This is a genomic window from Lentilactobacillus hilgardii DSM 20176 = ATCC 8290, assembly GCF_000159315.1.
Lineage (GTDB): Bacteria > Bacillota > Bacilli > Lactobacillales > Lactobacillaceae > Lentilactobacillus > Lentilactobacillus hilgardii.
In genome coordinates, this window is record NZ_GG669995.1 from 18,948 (window position 1) to 36,138 (window position 17,191).

A 17,191-nucleotide genomic window follows, 5' to 3' on the forward strand; every position below is an offset into this window, starting at 1 on the left:
TTTTTACATAAATTGTGATGAATCATGACATTAAAAATATTTTCGAACGAATCAAGCCTTTAAAACGGGACTTTTGGGCTAATGACACGTTACTAATGTGAAATAATCTAACATAAAAATTAAAGATGTGGTAGAATAATGATATTCAAATGAGAAACATTTTAACTTTTATCTTATCTAGCTCTTATTTTGCAGGAGGATTGTGTATGAAATCAAAAATTGTAGAAAACCAAGATGGGACAATGCGAGCCCTTAGTAATCGTCACGTTCAAATGATCGCTATCGGCGGTACGATTGGAACGGGGTTGTTTTTAGGGTCAGGTAGCACGATCAGCAAGACAGGGCCTTCAGTAATGCTAGTCTATTTAACATTAGGACTGTTTTTCTTCTTCATGATGCGGGCTATCGGAGAAATGTTTTACTCCGATCCTTCGCAACATACATTTGTTTCATTTATTTCGCGATATTTAGGACCGACAGTGGGTCACTTTACTGGTTGGACCTACTGGATTGGCCTGGTGTTTGTCTGCATGGCTGAATTAACTGCTACAGCCACTTACGTACAATATTGGTTCCCTAACATTCCTTCGTGGATTGTTGAATTAATCTTTCTGGGCGTTCTGGCAGGCGTTAACTTAATTGCCGCACGGCTCTTTGGTGAAGCAGAATTTTGGTTTGCGATGATTAAAATTGTTGCCATTGTTGCTATGATTGTTACCGGTATTTTTATGATGACAAGTCATTCGGTAACACCGCTTGGACACGCGTCACTGACAAATGTTTTCCATAATTTCTCATTGTTCCCACATGGGGCCTTTAATTTCATTTCAGCTTTTCCGATGGTTTTCTTCGCCTTTCAAGGAATTGAATTTGTCAGTATCACGATTGGTGAGGCGAAATCACCGCATACGGTCATTAAAAAGGCCGTTAATGAAACATTACTCAGAATTCTTTTGTTTTACATTGGCGCTTTAATCGTGATCATGGGCATCATTCCGTGGACATCTTTGTCAGCTAATAGTAGTCCGTTTGTTCAAGTTTTCAAACTTGCTGGATTTCCTGCAGCGGCTGCCATGATTAACTTTGTTGTTTTAACATCTGCGGCATCGTCTCTGAATAGCTGTATTTTCTCCGCAGGCCGACATTTCTATCAGTTGGCAACCGAAGTTCCCGAAAATAGTTGGATGCACAAGACATTTGCCAAAATTTCCAAAAATGGTGTGCCGGCAGCTGCTATTATTTTATCGGCGGCACTGGTTTTAATCACACCATTGATGAGTTTAACAACGGCGATCACCTCAGTCTTTACGATTGTTACAGGGGTTTCCAGCGATATGTACATTATCGTTTACACACTGGCAATGGTTGCTCATAGAAAATACCGTGCTTCCAGTGACTTTCTGCCGAATGGGTTTGTGATGCCGTGGTATAAGGTGACTAGTCCATTAACCATTTTCTTCTTTGGTGTCATTTTCGTTAGTCTGTTCTTTATTCCGGAAGATATCATTGGCGCTGTTGGCGCAATTGTTTGGACATTGGTCTTTGGCGGATTAGAGTATTTCCGTCAACGAAAATTGGTACCGGCAAATATGGACCAATGATCGTTAGGCGTTTCCTGCCGAATGGAATGAGTTGTCGGCTTCGGGTTTACAATTAATTGAAATGTTAACAAAAAATACCGCTGTCTCATGGATATGGGTTCATATCCATGGGACAGCGGTATTTTTTTGTCGACAATTGACTGATTAAATTTCAATAGGTTAAGATGGGAGCTGAATGGTGACTCAACTTGGAAAGGACTGTTTTGAATGTCGGCTTCCGTCACGTTAAAACAACAGATTATTACCGAAAGTAAGAAACTCGGCATCGATAAAATCGGCTTCACGACCGCCGATGATTTTGAGGAACTCAGAAGCAGTCTTGAAGCCCAAAAAGCCGCTGGGCACACAAGCAGCTTTGAACATCCAAATATTGATGAGCGGTTAAATCCGAAGTTAATCTTTGACCATCCCCAATCGATTATTGCAATTGCTTTGGCTTACCCTAGTCGGATGAAGCAACGGCCGAAAAGGAGCGGATTAAAGCGAGGCCAGTTTGCCAGAGCGTCATGGGGCGATGACTATCATCATATTTTGCGTGAAAAAATGGCTTTATTAATTGATCGGATCAAGGACATTGTCGGAGAGGGCAAGGCCAGATTCGAACCAATGGTAGATACGGGTCAGCTCATTGACGTGGCGGTTGCCCATCGAGCGGGTTTGGGATTCATCGGCAAAAACGGTTTATTGATCACAGAGGAGTTTGGGTCATTTGTGTATTTGGGCGAAATGATCACCGATTTGAAGTTGGAACCCGACACGCCGATTCCGTGTCAGTGTGGAGAATGTACGAGATGCCTTGATGCGTGCCCGGTGCAGGCATTGTTGGGTGATGGCCGAATGAATGCCCAGCGGTGTTTGTCGTATCAAACGCAAACCAAAGGATTAATGGCAGATGAATTTAGACCTAAAATTCGAAATGTGATTTATGGCTGCGATATTTGCCAAGTCGCCTGTCCGTTTAATCGTGGGAAGGATTTTCATTTACATCAACGAATGGAGCCGAATGTCGAAAAGGTTCGCCCAGAATTATTACCGATGCTGAAATTGAGCAACAAACAGTTTAACGATCGATTCGGTCAAATGGCGGGAGCCTGGCGGGGTAAGAAACCCCTGCAGCGAAACGCCATTATTGCGTTGGCTAATTTAGGAGATGTCTCTGCTGTGGATGATCTCTTGCATGTCATGAGCCAAGATCCGCGGCCAATGATAAGGGCGACCGCTGCCTATGCGGTCGCGAGGTTAAGCCGATCATACGAGACAACCAGTCGAGCCAAGGTAGCTGAGCAATATCAAAAGGAATTGGCTTCGGGACAGGAAGAAGCCCTTTTAAAGGAATACCGGCGAGCATTGAAGACGATAGATGCGTTGAAATGATCGCGTTCCGATAGGGTTAGATACCAAAAAGAAATTGACCAAACTTCATTTTGTTTGAGTCAATTTCTTTTTTTGTTAATCACAACTGATTTATTGCGCTTTTAACTGATTTTGACGTTTAAAAGCCATTCCCGGATTCATCATTTTATCCAACATCGGATTGTACTTGGGTGCACTTGAGGACATGTTGTAATGCTTACCCCAAAGAAAATTGGTGAGTGACCGGTCTACCGCTAAATTGTGATTATGTAATTCACTATGCTGCGCATTGGGTCCGGTTGCTTTGAAGGTTTGATAGTAGTTGACGCGCCCTTTAACTAAATACCCCAACGACAGGGCGGACTCGGTTGTGACCACGCCATCGGAATTGGATCCGTCGTTTAAATCGCCATAAATGTTTAAAATTCTGATTTGACGGGGTATGCGATCCTTCAGTTGATTTAACATTTGATATTCAGGATGAATCGTTTTGGGGCGACCATTTTTAAGCAGTTTGTTTGCATTGGGTTGATCGTCCCATAATTTTGCCAGTGGTCCGGTAATCGGCTGGTTTTGCTTGCCGTTATTAATAATCCCGTTGTAGGGACCCGCAAGTAAGCAGAGCTTATTTGCTCTTGGAAGATCCTGCCGGTTACCGTTTATCATATTATAGTAAACGGTGGCGTAGGAGCCCATTGAGTGACCGACGAAATTCAAATTATCAATATGATACTTGGATTTAAGCAGTTTGCAGACCCTTGTCAACCAGCGGGCATATTGAAATTCACCCGCACGATTATTATCCATTCGAAGAAAAATGATCGGATTGCGCATCCATTTTTCGATTGTCCCGGTCACGGCGATCTTTCCGTTTGGATGAACGCGAATGATCATCCGTCGTTGAGCAGCGTCACTGGCTTCTGCATCCGAAGCCATTTTCTTTTCGGAGCGCAGAGTACCGCCCCAACCGTGGATGAATAAGGTTGGGGTATTTGAATTAATGTAATTTTCTTCAGCAAGACGTTCCTGGTCTTGATGATCGTGCCAAAGAAAAAGCCCAATCGCAATAAAGATGATGCTGCCAAGGGCAAAGTATCCGATCCGCCACATATTGCTGTGCCGATTAGTCATCATATTTTATTCCCTGCTTCACTACATGTTATATTTGTGTAAAAATCTGTACACAAATAAAATTGTACCATGGAAAATGAGGTTTCATACTGCCAAAATGATTAAAAATGTCTTATTTCTTACATTTTTAGAAAAAACCCCATAATTATTGCGTATGTGATATTTCTTCTCATTCCAGGCGGATGATTAGCAAGGTGTTGGAATAAATGAAGCACCCAAATAAATGATTTATTTTATCGGATATAGCTACTAAATTGGTTATTTTGGGCGCTTTTGAAGCTGGTTTAAATTGTGATCGACATGATGGCGTTAATGATCGGACTTTTTATCGACAGGCGACTTGAGATCCTGCAGGGACCGTCCTAAAAAGTCGTCAGAGACTTTTTTCTTCCGATTTCCGGTTAAAAAGCCGACTAAACCAAGAATAATCCAGATTCCCAGAACGACATATTCGTAAGGCCAGACCAGAGAAATTGGGGTTCCCGGAATAACTGTCATGGCGGAGATACTGAATGCAAATAGACCACCTATGACTGGGAAGAAAAGGTGTTTGATTCGAAAGCCGGCTTTTAAAGTTGGATACCTTTTTCGGATTCGAAACAAGCTTAGTGCATTGAATGACCATGCCAAAGCGATCAGAAAACCGCCGATGTCCAAGAAGTAAATAAGTGCGCCCTTACCAAGCCAGCCAATGCCCAAAACAAGTGCAAGTACTAACCCAAGCGCGTTTGTCGGTGTACCAAACTTGGGATGAACCTTAGCAAGTCCGGCAGGAAGCATGTTGCCGCGAGCCAATGACAGGATTAAGCGGGGAGTGGCGGCAAAAAGTGTTAGAAAACTAGTTGCCAATCCTAAAAAAGAAATAATAAAAGCAAAAGTCCCCAACAACGGAAAGCCGGCTGTCTTGAATGCGTCGATGGTCCCCATGTCCATATTCGCGGTTTGTTTCCAAGGATGGATAAATGCAGATGATAATAAGACCAAAATGTAGTAAATGGCAGCGATGATAATTGAGAAAACAACCACTTTGCCAATTAGCTTTTTTGGAATATTTGCTTCTTCAGCCATAATGGCAACCGATTCCCAACCGGTTAGAAACGTCATAGCCGGAAGAACAAAGCGAATAACCGATGACACACTGTTTTGCTGCGGATAAAAGGCCGGTAAAAAGTTAGCCGGTTTTCCTTTGATAAAGCCGACGACCACCAAAATCGCGCCGAGGATGATTAAGCCGGCGAATAGGATAATCTGAACATTTCCCGTTAATCTGGCACCAAAATAATTAACGATAAAAATAAATAAGGTAATGCCGATACCAATGGCCAATTCCAAATAGTGAACCTTAACACCGGCAAATGTGTAATAAGGGCCGGTTGAAATCTGTGGAAAAAGATAGGAAATCAGCAAACTTGAAGCGGTTACAAAAAATGCCAGGATACTCAGGTACGAACCAATCAATGCCCATCCGGCGAATAACGCCCCTTTTTTGCCAAAAGCGGCGTAGGCATAAACCACTTCACCACCAGATTTTGTAAAAATGGTTGAAAGTTCAGCGAATGACAGGGAAACCATTACCGCTAAAACGGCCGCAATCATTAATCCAAAAATCTCACCGCCGGCACCGTATGCCTTGAAGAATTGACTATTGGTATAGATCCAGCTGCTGCCAATAACGCCTCCTGATCCCAACGAAATAAGGCCGTAAAAGCCGATGTTTTTCTTTAGCGAACTTGCCATAAAGATGCCTCCAGAGTAATTAATTGTTGAATAATAAGAAAGATGTCTTATTCAGCTTATGATAAAGGAATCGGTCATTTTGAATCCAACAAATCATTCAGATGTCGAGAATAATCTTTTCTTACTATCTCTATTGAGAATTATAAAGGATTGATGAATGGTATACTCGGATTTGAGCTCAAAGAAAGTGCCAAGCAAAAATTTCTTGATGTAAGCTGTTGTGATTATCGAAGTCATTTTTGTGTGGCGTGAATAAGTCGGGCAATGTTTTCTGAGACTTGGGAAATATCGTGTTGTGCAAAGCGAAGTGCTTCGTTTATGGTTTTAACACCAGAGACACTAGTGAAAATGGCATCAATGGCGTTATCAGCGTAAAGGCTGTTGATACCGTCGCCGACATTTCCAGCAATCACAATTACTGGAGCGTTGGGAGCAACCTGCTTTGTAGCCAGAGCAACACCAAAGGGAGTCTTACCGAATTTGGTTTGAAAATCGATGCCGCCCTCACCGGTAAAAACGAAAGTTGCATTTTTGGCCTTTTCTCTTAGGCCACTGTATTTAATCACAAGGTCGACACCTCTAAGCATTTTTGCATTGGTAAAAGCGAGTAGGCCGGCACCCAGGCCACCGGCTGCTCCTGCACCGGAATAGTGAGCCAAATCTTTCCCTAACTGTTGAAAAATAAGTGTCGCATAATGGGATAAATTTTGGTCAAGCCTCTTGACCATCTTAGGCGTGCCACCCTTTTGCGGTCCAAAAACCATTGATGCACCATTTTGACCAATTAACGGGTTGGTGACATCTGAAGCAATTAAAAGCTTCAGTTTTTTGATGCGTGGATCGATCGTCGATATCTCAATTTTGGCGAGTTCATTAAGATGACCACCTCCAAATGAAATGTCATGGTGGTTTTGATCCAGTAGACGTGCGCCCAGTGCCTGAGCCATTCCGGCACCGCCGTCATTTGTGGCACTGCCGCCAATTCCCAAAATCAGTTCGGAGATACCGTGGTCCAAGGCCTTGAGGATTAATTGGCCGGTACCGTATGTAGTGGTTTTCAAAGGATTGGCGGTTTTGTCGGTGACATATTGTAATCCACTGGCCTGAGACATTTCTATGACACCGGTGGTTCCGTTACCTAGAATGCCGAAGGTTGCGTCGACCGGATTGCCGAGGGGCCCGGTTACTTTTTCCGTGATAAAGGTACCATTTGTCGCATCCACTAAAGATCGGACCGTTCCTTCACCGCCATCTGCCATGGGGACCAAGCTATATATTGCGTTGGGATAAACGCATTTGATGCCTTTTTTGATGGCTTCCGCAACTTCTTTGGCGGAAAGACCACCCTTGAATGAGTCTGGCGCAATTACAAATTTCATCATTTAACCTCTTATCTATTATCTACAGAATAAAAAATGCCAAGAGATAGTTAGTCCATGGCATTTTGTTAGTGTTCAGTTGTTTTGATTCCAAGCCAATTGTTGATCACCCGTTCAACATTATGAGGATTGTTGTAGTCGGTCGGATTCCGGTGAACCAACGCATCAACAATACCCGGTGTGTATTTTTTGACGATAAGTTTTGTCATGTCAACATTATTCATCATTAAATTAGTCAATTCAGCTGCAACGTTAAAACAGGCGAGACTATGGTTTGATGGGATTGACTCTTCCGGAAACGGCGTTGGATGAACGGTTCTGTTTTGATTACCATTCTTTAGAATCCGCATTGATAAATTGCGAATGGCACTGTCTTGATGATCGGTCATAATATTAATTAAATCATTAATAATACGTTGTTTCGTTACATTCATTCATAAGCTCCTTGGTGATTCTTAACTCAGCTTATGAATAACCCCTTCACTATAGTTAATATTATATGTGGCAATTGTTATCTGTGCAAGTGATAGAGATGACAGTTTGATGACGAAATTCTAAAGAAAGCACCGGCTATTCTTCTAGGCTATTGATGCCTAACCAGGTATTTACAACTATTTTGACGTTTCGGGGATTCTTGTAGTCTGCCTCGTACTGCTCAACGAGGTAGACTATGATTCCCGGCTGGTATTGACCAACGATTCTTTTTGCCGTTGGGTATTCATTTAAAAGTTGTTTTGCCAATTCCGAGGCAACGTTAAATTGAGCAAGGCTGGGATTAGAAAAAATTGGTTCGCTTGCCAGGTTGGGGTGGTAAGTGGGAGGTCATCGGGCTTAAGAAGTTTAATACTTGTGATGGCTTTATTTCGAGTCGTATCCATTAATGAAATGAGATCGTTTAAAACGAGTTGTTTTGTAAGTTGCAAGGGCCATTGCTCCTCTATGAAATGAGTTATTTTGAATTCAGGGGATACTATTTTTATATTTTAGACGTTGATCATGTAAAAATTGTGACCAATTTGAGAGAAATGTTCGAGGAAAACGTGACGATTAACATTATTTTGCAACTTTTAAAAAATACAAATGCTTCTCTGCGTACATAAATTATGGAACGTGGATAAAAAAGTTAATGAATTTAAAAATCCTGGAACCCCTGATACATTAATGGTTTCCGGTGTGGTTATGCTTACATAACTCTCATATTTATGACATTAAATACTTACACGTTCTCTATACAATAAAGAAGTAAGTGAGTGACTACTTAAATAAAAGGAGAACGAACGATGATTCGAGCAGTTATATTTGATTGGGCCGGCACAACAATTGATTATGGAAACCAGGCGCCAGCAATGACGATTAAAAAGACGCTTAAGCAATTTGGCATCGAAGTCACCTTTGCGGAATTACGCCAAGAAGTTGGCCTGGAACCGTTAACCCAGATAAAAACCTTAATGGGGCGTGAAGATATTCAAAAAAGGTGGTACATAATGCATCCGGATATATCGTTGGAAGAGGGCATTTCCCAGATATACAAGTGGTTTAATAGAAACGTCATGGAAGTATTACCGCAGATTGCCAAAGTAAAAGCGGGGATGCCAACGTTAATTTCATATTTAAGAACACAAGGGATTCGATTTGCGACAACTACTCAATACACAAAGGAAATGTTGGACCAGATTTTACCTCTGGCAAGTGAGCAGGGCTTTGACCCGTTTATTAATATTACTGCCGAAGATCTTAATCGTACCGATTGTCTTGATTCAGACATGATTAGCCAGGCAATGAGGAAACTCAGAATCCGAAATCCGAGAACAGTGATTAAGGTTGGAGATCCGCCAAAAGATATTTTAGAGGGTAAAGACGCAGGCGTTGTCACTATTGGGATGATTGAGGGCAGCAGTTTAATTGGTATGTCCCAACAGGAATTCAGTATTCTGCCGTTTGTAAGGCGAAACTCGATGAAAAATCAAGTTGCGGCTGAATTGGAAAAAGCAGGAGCAGACTACGTTGTTGAAAATGCCAAGGATTTGTTGAGACTGATTAAGGAATTGGATTCTGAAAATGTCGTTTCATAAAGAAACCGAACGTTCTCAAATTTGATTCTTAACGCGTTGTTTTCAGACACGAATTGTTGGATAGGCAACAATTAGCAGATAACATAAAAAGGTGAGGCCACGTCTGGCCTCACCTTTTAAACATCAACAATGACTAAATTATTTAGTTAGCTTTTGCACCTTCCATATCAGCGAGTGTATCCTCAAAACGGGTTCGGATATAATTTGCTGAAGTCTGTAGCTTTTCTTTTTCATCATCCGTTAAATTAAGTTTTATTTGTTCAATGATGCCATCTCGTCCAACTATCGCTGGATAGGAGAGATAAGTTCCATATTCTTCGTGATAGTTGGAAACTGGGATTTCCGTATGGGCATCACTGATAATAATGTTTGCCAAACGCACGGCTGCCGATGCAATACCATAATTTGTGTAGTGCTTGCCATGGAAAACAGTATAGCCACCGGCTCGCGCAACTTCATCAAGCTTGGATAAATCAATGTGTCGTTCAGCGGCAACCTTTGTCATTGGCTGACCCAGTACGCGAACTACTGACCAAGCAGTAAATTGGGAATTTCCATGTTCACCAAGGTTATAACCGGTTACTGAACGGGGATCGATTTTCAATTCCGCCGAAACAGCTCGCCTCATTCGTGAAGAGTCCAATAACGTCCCTGTACCGATAACACGGTTTTTAGGGAAGCCTGTGAAATGCTGATACATCGTTGTGATCACATCACATGGGTTTGTGATGTTGACTAGAATGCCGCTGAACCCTGAGTCTTTCAATTTTTGACTAATCGATTTGACGGCTTTCTTAGTGAAAGGCAGCTCGATAAAGCGATCATGTTCTTTATTATCCTTTTGAAGACCGATATTTCCAACTGCTGAAATGACGACATCGGCATCTTTAAGAGCTGAATAGTCATTAATGATCAGGTTTGTATGAACGGGCAGGTTAGACATTGCATCTTCAAAGTCCGTTGCGTCTGCGTTTACTTTTTTTTCATTTGTATCGATTAATACCAAATCATCTGCAAATCCGTCTGCAACTATGTAGTGAGCAACTGTTGAGCCAACATGGCCCATACCGATAACACCAATTTTTCTTGTCATATATGTGCACCTCTCAAAATATAATATGAATACTATTTATTTAGTATAACACGCTAACTCATTATTTTAAAAGATTATTTTAATAAAATGAGATTTCTTCTTTTTGTCTTTTGATCAAAGCGGGATTTTAGATTAAAAGGTTAAATTACTTTCCATTCAGAACCCGATATGACTATAATTAATTAATAAGGTAATCGTAATGAAGGGACTGCAGGGCAATGGATAATTTATTCGATGTATTAAAAATGGTCAGTTTTAATCACTTTGGTTTTGATTCTTCTCAAGTTGTGATAACTGACGTTGCGGGGAAGCCTAACAGCTTGTTAACGGATCTGTTTCGAGATGTTGTTAACAAAATCAACAAAATCAACCTGTTTATTGATTTGAGTGCTGCACACGATGCTGGGGACGTTTTAGCGTCGCTGCAAAATCATACGCCATTGCCTGATGATGTATTGGACGAGTATGGCAAAATACTGAGAGAACCTTTGGTTGGGATCAACTTTGCGCCTCAAAAAGGTCAAATGGAATTATTGGTTAATGGTTAAGTGTTAAAAATCAAAAGTAAGGGAATCGAGGTAACTTTGTGTGCCCTTTATTCCCTTACTTTTTTGCTATTTACATTGCTTGATTTTATTCAATCAGGACTAGATTCACTGTTAATTAACAAAATATTCGTGTAAGCAGACATCGTCTGTTAGTTCCGGATGAAGGGCAGTTGCCAATACGTTGACGTCATCAGCGACGTTTGTTAAATAAGGTGCCCGGATAAATACGGCGTGAAAAGGATCGGCCAAAGCGTCAAAATGAAGATCTTCCTCAAAGCTCTGCTGCTGGCGGCTAAAGCCATTACGGAAACCGTGACTTTTAACGTGTCGAACGACTCTGGTTGAGATAATAAAACTATTCCAGCACAGGTGTCAAAAGTTGGCAGACCTTCCTGAATCAATTTTTTAATTGCCGGAAACAAGTGGTTGTAAGCCATTAGTTTCTTAATTGCGGTACTTTCATCACCGGGGATGATCAGACCAACGGGTCCCTTCAGGTCGTTTTGGTTGAGGACGGCTTTATTTGAGACACCAATCTTATTAAGGACTGATGCATGTTCGCTAATGGCGCCTTGAAGTGATAAAATACCGATCATTGATTCAAGGCCCTTTTCTAGTTGCCTCGAGTTTCCATTAAATCAGTTTCACTTAATTCGGACATATTAATCCCCTTCATTGGATCGTCAAGATTCTTTGAAACTTCTGCAATCAACTTGTAATCGGTAGGATGTGCAGTTTCCTGGACAACGGCTTTGGCAAATTTTGATGGGGTCTTGATTTGAAAATCTCTGAACCAATGAAAGTGCCATCCGAGCCCAAATTCATTAACAATGCGGCATCGGCAGGTGTTGAAACACCTGCCGATGCCAAGTTGATAACAGTTAATTTGTCATTTTTGTGAACCCGCTTAACCAATTCTTGAGGTGCTTTTAAATCGTGGGCAATCGTCATTAATTGATCGGGTTTTGCAGCAACGTCCCTGATTCACTTTTTGTCCGCAGTATTGAAGTACCTTCATCGATTCGACGAAGTGCTTCACCTAAATTACGGCATCCACAAACGAAGGGAACGGTATACTCATTTTTCAAAATGTGATACTCATTATCGGTGGGGGATAAAAATTCACTTTCACCAATATAGACAACACCAACGGCTTCAAGTACTCTGGCTTCAGCTGAGTGGCCGATACGTGCTTTGGCCATAACCCGAATTGAAACGATGTCCATGATTGATTCAATCATGGAAGGATTCTCGACATCCGAGTGACACCATTTTTTGCATTTACATCATGCCACGTTTGACAGTGTCAGTACCGACAATTTGCTTGCCTATAAATGCAAAACCTACTATAGGTATTGTTAAAAAGATAGTAATTAGAAAAATACTAGTGAACGATGAACTATGTAGCAGGGTGTTTAAAAGAATATTAGTATTGATCTTATTTTTACAAGCATGTGGACATTAACAGCGTTTATCAATGCTAAATTGGGTGAGGTAGTTGATGATATTTTGGAAAGAAGAACCGTTATGCGATTTCGATTGGTGTCGTTGATGTGGGCAGTCTGACCGGTTTATCCGATAGACAATAATATTTTTATTAACTTGCAAGGCAAAAAAATACCCTCAGTCCGATTTTTAACTAGAATCGAATCGAGGGCTTTCTTTTATTAACCGTTATCCTGATTGAAAAGTAAATGGGACGGGTAGGATTCTCCGGTATAAATTGTTTGAGTTGCTTTGATGCCGTTAATAGAATCTGCACCGGCACGTGTGTTGCTGTTTGGAAAAACCAAATTTTCGGCGGCACTGGCAATGTTCAATCTCAGGCGATGACCGATCGGTAATTTGATAGAAGTCTTTTGGGTTTCGACAGTGAATTGATAAATGGTTCCCGGTGTCATTAAATCGGGCGTTGACAAGTCATTGCGAAATTTTGCGTTGAGGACACCGTCTGCAATGTTAACAGACTGACCGTTGGGCGTTACATCTGTCAGACGAACCACCCAATCTGTATCCACGGCTGAACTACTAGCGTAAAAGACTGCTTTGAACCAGCCGGTAATCGTCATTGGTGTTGTTAACGGACTGGTTGTAAAAGAAATCACATCGAATCGTTTTTCAACTTGTGTATAATCGTTTGGAAACTCCAACTCATTGGCGGAAACGTCAATTAAATGAGGTGTGGGGGTTGCTGGGTCGTAAACGTAACTGGATGATTCTGTTTTCTTTGACGGTTTCCAATCAAGCGTTTGCTTCTTGGCATCCAGGAACAATTTAGAAGATTGTGGATTAACCGGAAAGCTGTCTGCCGTTCGCCATTTGTCGGTGTTAAGCGTGTAGTAGTCCAAAAGGGGCTCTTTTTCAATACCATTTTTGACACCATTTAAGAAGTGATCAAACCAGCGGACGTGCTGGAGATCAATATCGAATCGAAGCGCATGTTCTCCCAAATGATACGGTCCCAAATCATATTGGGCATTACCACTGTGCACCCAAGGTCCGAGGATCAGCTTTCGGGTACCGGCGGGGTAATGATTGGTTGCGCGGATAGCTTCGGTTGTCCCGACACCATTATCGTCGAACCAGCCGCTTTGAATCAGGGCGGGAACGTGGATTTGAGCCGAACGGGCTTTCCAATCCATATTCTCCATAAAAGCATCTGCTGATTTGTGCGCCATAAATTTGCTGAAACCGGGAATTTCATGTCCCAGTCCTTTAACCGGAATTTGAGAAAGCGGCCGGACTTTCATTAAGTCGTTCCAATCATCTCTCTGCATATTCGCCATATTGAACTTTTTTTCGGCTGTGGAGAAGAACCAGGCAAGGCTGCCTGAAATCGGGGCGCCGTTTTTATAAATGGTGTCATTAAATGGGCCACCCGCTGTTACCATGCTGACAAGGGCCTTGAGGTGGGGTGTTGCCGAAGAGGCAGCCGCCCATTGAACGTATCCACCATACGAACCCCCGATCATGCCGACATTACCGTTGGACCATGGTTGGTTGGCCAGCCAGTTGATCGTATCCCGACCATCATCACGCTCGTAGTACATCGGCAGCCATTCGCCCTGAGAGTCATTTCTACCACGGACATCTTGAATCACAAGAACGTACCCCCGCTGAACAAAACGTTGTTCGTCATCATAATACATTTCCCGACCGTACGGCGTTCGTTCCAAAATGACAGGATGGGTTTTCTGGCCATCATCGGGGATGAAAACTTCCGTTGCAAGTTGGGTACCGTCGCTCATTTTGACCATCTGGGTAGTCTGACTGGCGATTGGGAATGGTTTTTGCATTAATAAGTGATTATCCTGCCACATCTTTAGGATAGTCAGGTTTTCATAACCTGGACGAATAAGAACAGCAATAATATTTCTCACAGCGATTTGGCAGCCGACTAATTTGCCATCGGACACAACGAGATTGACAGCCGGTTTTTGACGGCGTTGAATCCATAGGTGCCCATCTTGCCTCTTTTGAAAGTGTTCACCGTTTTGGGTTCTCAGCTCATTTCCTGAAAAATTCAAAGATGTGAAGAGGTATTTTTCAAAAAAGTGTTGTGGTGAAGTGTGTAGTTTGGACTGGTAGCGCTGATCCAGTTCTTTGGTTAAAACCGATCTGGGCTGTTGAAAGCCCTCAACTTCGATTGTTTTGTCCTGCACATAGAACGTAGCTTGTTTAATACCTGATTGATAGAAATCAAATTGCAATGGTCATCATGCCTCCTATTTCCAATAAGCTGTTGCGTAAGTGAATGGTGCGCCGACCATGTGATGAGTTACCCCGGCCAACTTGGGTTGTTGAAGGATTGAATAAACTTGCTGGTTAAGCGGTACCATGACCTGCTGATCCTTAACAATCAGTTTCTCTGCTGCGTGGAAGTCGGCAAAACGTTTAGCGGGATTATTGACATCTTTACCATTGGCAGCGTTAATCAGTTGATCGTATTTTGGATTATCATAACCGGCTGCCCTGCCCGGGGTGTTGGTATAATTGGCCAGGTAGGTTGTTGGATCTTGAAAGTCCGGTCCCCATTGAGCAAGGACCATTTGATATTTACCTTGAGCAACCAGGCCTAATTCCTGCTGTTGGGGGAGAACACGGATTGAGACTTTCAGTCCGGGGAGACTTTTTTCCAGTTCAGACTGTAGAAACTCTCCGGTTGATTTTTGCCAATCCTCATCATCAATGAGTAGTTGGAGGGTGAGGGATTTTTGACCAAGTTGTTTTTGAGCTTGTTTCCACTGTGAGGAAGCTTTGGCTTTATCCGCTACGTAAAGCTTACCGCCTTCTTGTCTAAAATCTTTGCCGGTAGCTGAATTTTTAACAAACTTTGGTGGGATATAACCGGTTAATGGTGAAGAACCGTCTTGAAGAATTTTACTGGCAAGCTGTTTGGTATTAATTGAATTTGCGATTGCCTGCCTCAAAGATTTATTTTGAAATGGTAATTTGGCTTTTTGCCGCATATTAAATTGTAAGTAAGTAATCATTGAATTTGGAATTGTTTTAAATCCGGCCCGATTTTTATTATTCTTCACTAAATTATTTGTTAGGAAAGTCATGTCCAGTTTATTGGCTTGATATTGGTTCAAACCCGTTGTCGAGCTTTTAACAACTTGAAAATTCAGTTTGTCCAGCTTGGCTTTCACAGGTCCTCGATACTTAGTGTTCTTGGTAAGTGAGAGTGTGTTTGCACCCAGTGAATAGGAAGAAACCTTGAATGGACCATTATAAATCATTTTACTTGGTGAAGTGGCATACTGGCTGCCAACCTTTTCAACAAAAGCTTTGTTTTGTGGAAAATAAGGATTGAAAGTCAATAATGATTTAAAGTAAGGCGTTGGTTTTTGCAAAGTAGCCTGAAGTTTGTATTTTCCGAGCGCTTTAACACCTAATTTACTGGGGCTCATCTTTCCGGTAGCAATTTGGGTACCGTTTTTCAAAATGGTTTGAATGATAAACGCATAGTTACTCTTGGTTTTGGGGTTGGCACCTCGTTGCCATGCGTAGACAAAGTCGTCGGCGGTGACAGATTTTCCATTGGACCATTTAGCATTGTGACGCAGGTTAATGGTGTATGTTTTGTTACCGTTGGATAATTTTGGCATGCCTTTTGCAATATCGTCAACAACCTCATCCTTGTTGTTCATGCGATATAACCCGCTAAAAACGGCGGCTTGGACGTCAAAACTATTGGGATCCTGTGCTTTTAATGTATCCATTGAGGCTACTTCGGTATTGAGACCGAAACTAGCGCTCTTCTTGTCCTGTGATGACTTGCTTTGCTTACCACAGGCTGCTAATAAAACCGTACTCGCGACAGCGACTGTTAGAAAAATTTTTCGTTTATTCATGATATGTACACCCCTCAGTGTCAGATTAAAAGTTAACGTTAATACCCAATCCTGGTTTATCGCTCAACTGTAGTCGATCCTGTTCCTGTGTAAATCCTTTATCCAGTAACCATTTTGGCTGTTTAAACATCATAAAACTGTCCAGGTCACAATAGGCCACGTTTGAATGTGCTGCGGCAAAATGGACCGCGGCGCAGATGCCGATGCTGGTTTCGGCCATGCAGCCGATCATGCAGTTTAAACCGGCGGACTCAGCAATCTTATTAATCCCTTCAGCGCCAAAAATGCCCTTGGACTTCATTAATTTGATGTTGATCAGGTCAGCCTCACCGTTTTTTATGGCGGTCATTGCGTCACTTGGTGAATGAACGCTTTCATCAAGCATGAGATTTTGAGTGATCGACTGACGAATCAGCTTGTTTTGTTCATGTTGCCAATAGGGTAACGGTTGTTCTACTGCATCTAAATTAGTGCCCTTGAATTTTTCCATTATGGCGATTGTCTGTTTTGCCGTCCATCCTTGATTGGCATCCACTTTAATTTCGGTTGTCGGAGTAACCGTATTTAGAATGGCTTGAATGGCCTGTTCATCGGCATGAGGATCAATACCGGCCTTAACTTTCAGTTGTGAGAAGCCACTAGAAACGTATTGCTGTGCTTCAGTTGCCATTTGTTCGGGTTCACCAATTGAGATCGTGATGTCTGTTTTAATTGAATTTGAAGCACCACCGAGTAATTGATAGACGGGTAGTCCCGCATCCTTACCCAAAATATCATATAGAGCAATATCAATGCCGGCTTTAAGAGCCGTATGCCCAACAATGGTTTCTTCCATTAAAACGTGGTTATTTTCAATATTTCTTGGATCTTTGCCACGCAATGAGTCAATAATTAATGGTAACGATGCCAATTCACTGTCG

Annotated in this window: 14 protein-coding genes and 1 pseudogene; 4 read left to right on the plus strand and 11 right to left on the minus strand. The window is 42.0% G+C overall.

Annotated elements, in window-relative coordinates:
* Positions 1-206 precede the first annotated feature (206 nt).
* Both HMPREF0519_RS09735 and queG read left to right on the plus strand, forming a co-directional pair.
* The gene (locus tag HMPREF0519_RS09735) at positions 207-1,601 is read left to right on the plus strand and encodes an amino acid permease (RefSeq protein WP_003635815.1); all 1,395 of its coding nucleotides are present in this window, start codon (positions 207-209) and stop codon (positions 1,599-1,601) included.
* Positions 1,602-1,808: 207 nt separating this feature from the next.
* Positions 1,809-2,975: a tRNA epoxyqueuosine(34) reductase QueG gene (gene queG / locus HMPREF0519_RS09740; protein WP_003635817.1), complete on the plus strand. Its 1,167-nt coding sequence runs from the start codon at positions 1,809-1,811 to the stop codon at positions 2,973-2,975.
* 90 nt (positions 2,976-3,065) lie between these two features.
* Here the strand turns inward: queG and HMPREF0519_RS09745 are convergent, their stop codons facing one another.
* The 4 genes from HMPREF0519_RS09745 to HMPREF0519_RS09760 form a co-directional block, all read right to left on the minus strand.
* A complete protein-coding gene (locus tag HMPREF0519_RS09745; RefSeq protein ID WP_003635820.1) occupies positions 3,066-4,088 on the minus strand; it encodes an alpha/beta hydrolase in 1,023 nt (340 codons plus the stop codon).
* A gap of 306 nt (positions 4,089-4,394) precedes the next feature.
* Positions 4,395-5,822, minus strand: coding sequence for an APC family permease (locus HMPREF0519_RS09750; RefSeq protein ID WP_003635823.1), 1,428 nt, complete (start codon positions 5,820-5,822; stop codon positions 4,395-4,397).
* Positions 5,823-6,055: 233 nt separating this feature from the next.
* A complete protein-coding gene (locus tag HMPREF0519_RS09755; RefSeq protein WP_040472789.1) occupies positions 6,056-7,201 on the minus strand; it encodes a glycerate kinase family protein in 1,146 nt (381 codons plus the stop codon).
* Positions 7,202-7,269: 68 nt separating this feature from the next.
* A complete protein-coding gene (locus tag HMPREF0519_RS09760) occupies positions 7,270-7,635 on the minus strand; it encodes a hypothetical protein (RefSeq protein ID WP_003635828.1) in 366 nt (121 codons plus the stop codon).
* Between the two features lie 846 nt (positions 7,636-8,481).
* Between HMPREF0519_RS09760 and phnX the strand changes: the two genes are divergently transcribed.
* Positions 8,482-9,273: a phosphonoacetaldehyde hydrolase gene (phnX, locus tag HMPREF0519_RS09770; protein WP_003635835.1), complete on the plus strand. Its 792-nt coding sequence runs from the start codon at positions 8,482-8,484 to the stop codon at positions 9,271-9,273.
* A 142-nt stretch (positions 9,274-9,415) separates the two neighbouring features.
* On the opposite strand, the gene HMPREF0519_RS09775 is transcribed toward phnX, so the two are convergent.
* The gene (locus HMPREF0519_RS09775; protein ID WP_003635836.1) at positions 9,416-10,366 is read right to left on the minus strand and encodes an L-lactate dehydrogenase; all 951 of its coding nucleotides are present in this window, start codon (positions 10,364-10,366) and stop codon (positions 9,416-9,418) included.
* A 218-nt stretch (positions 10,367-10,584) separates the two neighbouring features.
* Here HMPREF0519_RS09775 and HMPREF0519_RS09780 point away from each other — a divergent pair, with 218 nt between their 5' ends.
* Complete coding sequence (locus tag HMPREF0519_RS09780) at positions 10,585-10,914, plus strand: hypothetical protein (RefSeq protein ID WP_003635837.1); 330 nt, start codon at positions 10,585-10,587, stop codon at positions 10,912-10,914.
* A 111-nt stretch (positions 10,915-11,025) separates the two neighbouring features.
* Here HMPREF0519_RS09780 and pdxT read toward each other — a convergent pair.
* From pdxT to HMPREF0519_RS09810, 6 genes and pseudogenes are all read right to left on the minus strand, one after another.
* Positions 11,026-11,510, minus strand: a pseudogene (gene pdxT, locus HMPREF0519_RS09785) (pyridoxal 5'-phosphate synthase glutaminase subunit PdxT).
* Positions 11,511-11,622: 112 nt separating this feature from the next.
* Entirely contained in the window at positions 11,623-11,865 is a 243-nt protein-coding gene (locus HMPREF0519_RS14680) for a beta/alpha barrel domain-containing protein (protein ID WP_003635842.1), read from the minus strand.
* Positions 11,865-12,155 (minus strand): beta/alpha barrel domain-containing protein, encoded by a 291-nt coding sequence (locus tag HMPREF0519_RS14685; protein ID WP_003635844.1) that lies wholly within the window; start codon positions 12,153-12,155, stop codon positions 11,865-11,867. Before HMPREF0519_RS14685 ends, HMPREF0519_RS14680 begins: the two co-directional genes overlap by 1 nt.
* Before the next feature lie 426 nt (positions 12,156-12,581).
* The gene (locus tag HMPREF0519_RS09800; RefSeq protein WP_003635847.1) at positions 12,582-14,624 is read right to left on the minus strand and encodes a CocE/NonD family hydrolase; all 2,043 of its coding nucleotides are present in this window, start codon (positions 14,622-14,624) and stop codon (positions 12,582-12,584) included.
* A gap of 15 nt (positions 14,625-14,639) precedes the next feature.
* Positions 14,640-16,271, minus strand: a complete 1,632-nt coding sequence (locus HMPREF0519_RS09805) for a peptide ABC transporter substrate-binding protein (protein WP_003635849.1) — start codon at positions 16,269-16,271, stop codon at positions 14,640-14,642.
* A gap of 25 nt (positions 16,272-16,296) precedes the next feature.
* The coding region (locus tag HMPREF0519_RS09810) for a mandelate racemase/muconate lactonizing enzyme family protein (protein WP_003635850.1) at positions 16,297-17,191 on the minus strand (895 nt) is incomplete at its 5' end.

Coding starts and splice junctions, on each gene's coding strand:
- HMPREF0519_RS09735 (WP_003635815.1), top strand. CDS start 207: ATGAAATCAAAAATTGTAGAAAACCAAGATGGGACAATGCGAGCCCTT.
- queG (WP_003635817.1), top strand. CDS start 1,809: ATGTCGGCTTCCGTCACGTTAAAACAACAGATTATTACCGAAAGTAAG.
- HMPREF0519_RS09745 (WP_003635820.1), bottom strand. CDS start 4,088: ATGATGACTAATCGGCACAGCAATATGTGGCGGATCGGATACTTTGCC.
- HMPREF0519_RS09750 (WP_003635823.1), bottom strand. CDS start 5,822: ATGGCAAGTTCGCTAAAGAAAAACATCGGCTTTTACGGCCTTATTTCG.
- HMPREF0519_RS09755 (WP_040472789.1), bottom strand. CDS start 7,201: ATGAAATTTGTAATTGCGCCAGACTCATTCAAGGGTGGTCTTTCCGCC.
- HMPREF0519_RS09760 (WP_003635828.1), bottom strand. CDS start 7,635: ATGAATGTAACGAAACAACGTATTATTAATGATTTAATTAATATTATG.
- phnX (WP_003635835.1), top strand. CDS start 8,482: ATGATTCGAGCAGTTATATTTGATTGGGCCGGCACAACAATTGATTAT.
- HMPREF0519_RS09775 (WP_003635836.1), bottom strand. CDS start 10,366: ATGACAAGAAAAATTGGTGTTATCGGTATGGGCCATGTTGGCTCAACA.
- HMPREF0519_RS09780 (WP_003635837.1), top strand. CDS start 10,585: ATGGATAATTTATTCGATGTATTAAAAATGGTCAGTTTTAATCACTTT.
- HMPREF0519_RS14680 (WP_003635842.1), bottom strand. CDS start 11,865: ATGACGATTGCCCACGATTTAAAAGCACCTCAAGAATTGGTTAAGCGG.
- HMPREF0519_RS14685 (WP_003635844.1), bottom strand. CDS start 12,155: ATGATTGAATCAATCATGGACATCGTTTCAATTCGGGTTATGGCCAAA.
- HMPREF0519_RS09805 (WP_003635849.1), bottom strand. CDS start 16,271: ATGAATAAACGAAAAATTTTTCTAACAGTCGCTGTCGCGAGTACGGTT.